Annotated in this window: 4 protein-coding genes and 1 pseudogene; all 5 read right to left on the bottom strand. The window is 74.0% G+C overall.

All coding sequences use genetic code 11. The features are described 5' to 3' along the window. A partial coding sequence (locus tag BFF76_RS23625; RefSeq protein WP_065849012.1) for an SIS domain-containing protein occupies positions 1 to 961 on the bottom strand: 961 nt, incomplete at its 3' end. A gap of 40 nt (positions 962 to 1,001) precedes the next feature. Continuing rightward, positions 1,002 to 1,184 carry a Trm112 family protein gene (locus BFF76_RS23620; protein ID WP_015577430.1) on the bottom strand — a complete coding sequence of 61 codons (183 nt, stop codon included), beginning with the start codon at positions 1,182 to 1,184 and terminating at the stop codon, positions 1,002 to 1,004. A 282-nt stretch (positions 1,185 to 1,466) separates the two neighbouring features. After that, complete coding sequence (locus BFF76_RS23615) at positions 1,467 to 2,831, bottom strand: phosphomannomutase/phosphoglucomutase (protein ID WP_065849011.1); 1,365 nt, start codon at positions 2,829 to 2,831, stop codon at positions 1,467 to 1,469. Positions 2,832 to 2,893: 62 nt separating this feature from the next. Further along, a pseudogene (locus BFF76_RS23610) lies at positions 2,894 to 3,487 on the bottom strand (L-lactate permease); the annotation flags it as partial. 88 nt (positions 3,488 to 3,575) lie between these two features. Continuing rightward, positions 3,576 to 3,947, bottom strand: a complete 372-nt coding sequence (locus BFF76_RS23605) for a DUF3499 domain-containing protein (protein ID WP_053929176.1) — start codon at positions 3,945 to 3,947, stop codon at positions 3,576 to 3,578. Positions 3,948 to 4,306: the final 359 nt, after the last annotated feature.

Below are 4,306 nucleotides of genomic sequence, written 5' to 3'. Positions count from 1 at the left end.
CTTCCGGGACCGGGTGGACGACCCGGGCCCGCATGGCCTCGGGCTCGTCCACCCGGTCCCGGAAGAAGTCGTCGGGGTCGGCCCCTGCGGCGAACGCTCCGGCGAGCAGCCCTCCGTGGGAGGGCAGCGCCTGCGGCAGCTCGGCCACGAGGGCCGGGCGGCCGGCGAGCTCGGCCAGGACGGCGGCGAACCGGCGCCCGACGGGGCCCGCGGCGTCTCCCTCCGTCCAGATGAGGGGCAGGCTGTCGGCGAGCTCCGCGGCGAGGGTCTTGGCCGGGTTGCTGTACGTGGCGATGGCGGGTCCGCAGCGCTCGGCGGTGCGGTCGAGCCGGTCGGCGACCTTCTGCAGCTTGTCCGGGGGCGCGTCGATCAGGCCCACCCGGTCGAGCAGGGCGAGCAGCGGGGTGAGCAGCGCCCAGAGCGTGCCGGGTCCCGCCGCCGAGGTCTCGGCGTCGTACTCGCCGTACGGGGCGGCCGCCATGGGGACGACGAGTCCGTGGACGCCGTCGACGGCGTCGCGCAGCGGGGACCGGACGGGTGCGACGGCGACGACGGTGCAGCCGCGGCGGTACGCCTGCTCGGCGAGCCGCGCGAGGCCGGGTTCCGAACCGTCGGCCGTCGCGATGAGCAGCAGATCCACCGACCCTGCCCACCCGGGCAGCGTCCAGCGCAGTGCTCCGGCGGCTGCCGCGACCCCGGTCGGGCGGATCGCGGTGACAGGCGCGGAGGCGCCCGCGAGGGCGCCGATCAGGTCGGCGACGCCGGACGCGGCGGTGCCGGGTCCCGCGACGAGGACGGCGCGGGGCCGGCCTTCGGGGGCCAGTGCGCCGATTCCCGCATCGGCGGCGTGCCGGGCGGCGGTGCGGACGCGGGCACCGGCCTCGGCGGCGCCGCGCAGCAGACCTCGCCGGTCGGCTCGGGCCAGGGCATCCGGTGCGTCGAGCAGCGACTCGTCGAGCATGGTGGTGGGCCTCCGATCACCGTGCTGATCAGGGTGCGGGTTACGCGGGGCGGCGTGCCTCGTCGACCAGGAGCACCGGGATGCCGTCCCGGACCGGGTAGGCGAGACCGCAGTCCGTGCCGGTGCAGACCAGCTCGGGGCTTTCGGCCGCGGAGCGGTCGTCGAGCCCGGCGTGGCAGGCCGGGCAGGCGAGGATCTCCAGAAGGCCGGCTTCGAGCGGCATGGGGTGGGTCCCTTCGGGCATGCGGTGCGGATCCGGACCGGACCCGGTGCGGATCCGCCCGGCTTGGGGCGTGGTCAGCCTACCGCCGGGCCGGGAGGGTCGCGGCCCGGCGGGCCCCGTCCGACGGGGCATGCGTCGGTGGCATGCACGCGGCGGACGACGCGGGCGGTACGGACGCCGCGGGTACCCCGCGCGGAACGGGCAACCCGCGCCGTACGAGCAGTCCGCGCGCCCCACGCACCCTGGGCGCCCCGCGGTGCGTGTGCCCGCGGTGCCCGGTGGTCACGCGCGCACGAGGGCGAGGACCTCGTCACGCACCGCGGTCATGGTCTTCTCGTCCCGCGCCTCGACGTTCAGCCGGAGCAGCGGCTCGGTGTTGGAGGCGCGCAGGTTGAACCACCAGTCGTCGCCGGTCACCGTGAGTCCGTCGAGCTCGTCGAACCGCACGCCCTCGCGGCTGCCGTACGCCGCCCTGACCGCGGCGAGCCGGCCCGTCTGGTCGGCGACGGTGGAGTTGATCTCCCCGGAACCCGCGTAGCGGTCGTACCGGTCGAGGAGTCCGGAGAGCGGGCCGTCCTGGCCGCCGAGCGCTGCCAGGACGTGGAGGGCGGCGAGCATGCCCGTATCGGCGTTCCAGAAGTCGCGGAAGTAGTAGTGCGCGGAGTGCTCGCCGCCGAAGATCGCGCCGTGCTCGGCCATCTCGGCCTTGATGAAGGAGTGGCCGACGCGGGTGCGGACGGGGGTCCCGCCGTTCTCGCGTACGACCTCGGGGACCGACCAGGAGGTGATCAGGTTGTGGATGACGGTGCCCTTGCCGCCGTTGCGGGCCAGCTCGCGGGCGGCGACCAGAGCCGTGATCGCGGAGGGGGAGACGCCTGCGCCGCGCTCGTCGACGACGAAGCAGCGGTCCGCGTCGCCGTCGAAGGCGAGGCCGAGGTCGGCGCCCTCGGCGAGGACGCGGGCCTGGAGGTCGGTGATGTTCTTCGGGTCCAGTGGGTTGGCCTCGTGGTTGGGGAAGGTCCCGTCGAGCTCGAAGTACATGGGTACGAGGTCGAGGGGAAGACCCGCGAAGACGGTGGGGACGGTGTGGCCGCCCATGCCGTTGCCCGCGTCCACGACGACCTTGAGCGGCCGGATCCCGGAGAGGCCGACGAGGCCCAGCAGGTGTGCGGCGTAGTCCGTGAGGGTGTCGCGCTCGGTGACCGTGCCCGGGGTGGCGGCGGTGGCGGGGAGACCGTGCTCCGACCACTGCTCGACCAGCGTGCGGATCTCGGTCAGGCCGGTGTCCTGGCCCACGGGCGCGGCCCCGGCGCGGCACAGCTTGATGCCGTTGTACCGCGCCGGGTTGTGCGAGGCGGTGAACATCGCGCCGGGCAGGTCCAGCGCCCCGGACGCGTAGTACAGCTGGTCCGTCGAGCAGAGCCCGATGAGGGTCACATCGGCGCCGCGTGCCGTCGCCCCGCGGGCGAAGGCGGCGGCCAGACCGGGTGAGGACGGCCGCATGTCGTGGCCGATCACGATCGCGTCCGCGTCGGTGACCTGGACGAAGGCGGCGCCGAAGAGCTCGGCGAGCGGCTCGTCCCACTGGTCGGGCACGACTCCGCGCACGTCGTACGCCTTCACGAGCTGCGACAGGTCAGCAACCACGGCCGGTCCTCCTGGGGGTCTTTACGGACCGCCCAAACTACCCGGCGGCCCGGGGACGCCCGTCAGGGGAGCATCCAGCCCAGCACGGCCGTGCTCTGCGCCATGACCACCAGGCACATCACCAGCAGCAGGCCGAGGCTCCAGGGCAGGACCTTGCGCAGCAGATCCCCTTCCCGTCCGGCGAGCCCGACGGCGGCGCAGGCGATCGTCAGGTTCTGCGGGGAGATCATCTTGCCCAGCACTCCGCCGGAGCTGTTCGCGGCGGCGAGCAGTTCGGGCGAGAGGCCGGACTCCCGTGCGGCGGACACCTGGAGAGCTCCGAAGAGGGCGTTGGCCGAGGTGTCGGAGCCGGACACGGCGACGCCGAACCAGCCGAGCACCGGTGAGAGGAAGGCGAGTCCCGCCTCGGCGGCGGCGACGGACTGGCCGATGGTGGCGGCCTGTCCGGAGAGGTTCATGACGTAGGCGAGGGCGAGCACGGACGTCACGGTGAGGATCGCGTAGCGCAGTTCGTGCACGGTGGCCGCCCACTCCCGGGCCGCGGCCCCGGCCCGTACTCGGAGCACGACGGCAGTGACCAGGCCGGCGAGGAGGACGAGGGTGCCGCCCGTACCGAGGAGCGGAAGGGTGAACACGTTCGCGCCGACCGGTTCGCCGCAGGCCGGCCGCGGAAGCGACGGGTGGGGCCGACGGGACAGGAGGTGCGAACAGGAGGTGTGTCAGAAGTCCGGGGAACGAGGTGTGTCAGGAGTCCGGGGAACGCAGCACCCGGAGATGCCCACGGCGTGCGACCTCGACCGGGTCTGCCGCCCGCGGACCTCTGCCGCCCTGCTGCCGGTCCTGGGGCCTGGCGGCCTCACGCACCGCGTTGGCGAGCGCTTCGAGGTCGTCCCCGCTGGGGCGCGTCGGAGCCGAGGGGTCGGAGAGCCGGACGACTTCCCAGCCACGCGGCGCGGTGAGCCGCTCACCGTGCTCGGCGCAGAGGTCGTAGCAGTGGGGCTCGGCATAGGTGGCGAGCGGGCCGAGGACCGCGGTCGAGTCGGCATAGACGTACGTCAGTGTCGCGACGGCGGGACGGCCGCACGCGGTTCGCGAACAGCGACGTACAGGGCTCACGATGTTGGACGGTACCGCACTCTTGAGCGGGCTGCGACGACTCACCCCTGGCTCACCCCCCTCGTGTCGCCCCTCGGACCGGCCCCGGCCGCAGCCCGCAGCCGTTCCGACCTGCGCGGCAGCCGGGACGACCGGTGCACGCGGGCAGGGCCGTGGTCGCCCGGGGGAACACAAGCGGTCATTCGACGGGGGTTCCGTGATCGGGTCGAGGCCGGAACCGGACTCACCACGGCCGGGAATTTTCATCTTGGGACATCCGGCGGACCTGCGGAGAAGCCGTGATCGCCCGGGCCCGAGGAGAGCTACGCTGCGTCGGTGATGGACAGCCCCGTACCGCCCCACCCGTCCGAGCCGCGGCC

The sequence above is a fragment of the Streptomyces mutomycini genome, assembly GCF_001700505.1.
GTDB classification, from domain to species: Bacteria; Actinomycetota; Actinomycetes; order Streptomycetales; family Streptomycetaceae; genus Streptomyces; species Streptomyces mutomycini.
Note: the sequence above shows the minus strand (reverse complement) of the source record. Positions and strands in the feature narration are given on the sequence as shown.